Annotated in this window: 1 pseudogene; it reads right to left on the bottom strand. The window is 59.8% G+C overall.

Annotation, left to right across the window (positions count from 1 at the left end):
- Window positions 1-281 (bottom strand): annotated as a pseudogene (locus tag AB9F29_RS22370) (DUF2189 domain-containing protein); the annotation flags it as partial.
- Window positions 282-286 lie beyond the last annotated feature (5 nt).

Genomic DNA, 286 nt, shown 5'->3' with positions numbered 1-286 from the left:
GTAAGGGCGTCGCGTTTTTGGGCGAGCATCATTGGTATGGAAAACAGGCTGAGAGCGAAGGCGAAGCCCGCGAAAAGGCCGCCAACTACGCCGCCGACCAGAATTAGCGACCATCAGCGCCCTGTTGTCAGAACGTTGGCGAAGGCCACTTCGGCGCCGGGAAAAGGGGTGAGGCCGAAGAAGAGCGCATAGAGCAAATCGGCGGCGCGGAGCCAGAATAGGACCAATAACCATAGCAATAGACCCGCATAGGCCAACTGTCCAGACGACGCGGGGCGCACCAGCA

The organism is Falsihalocynthiibacter sp. S25ZX9 (assembly GCF_041205405.1).
GTDB lineage: Bacteria > Pseudomonadota > Alphaproteobacteria > Rhodobacterales > Rhodobacteraceae > Falsihalocynthiibacter > Falsihalocynthiibacter arcticus.
Note: the sequence above shows the minus strand (reverse complement) of the source record. Positions and strands in the feature narration are given on the sequence as shown.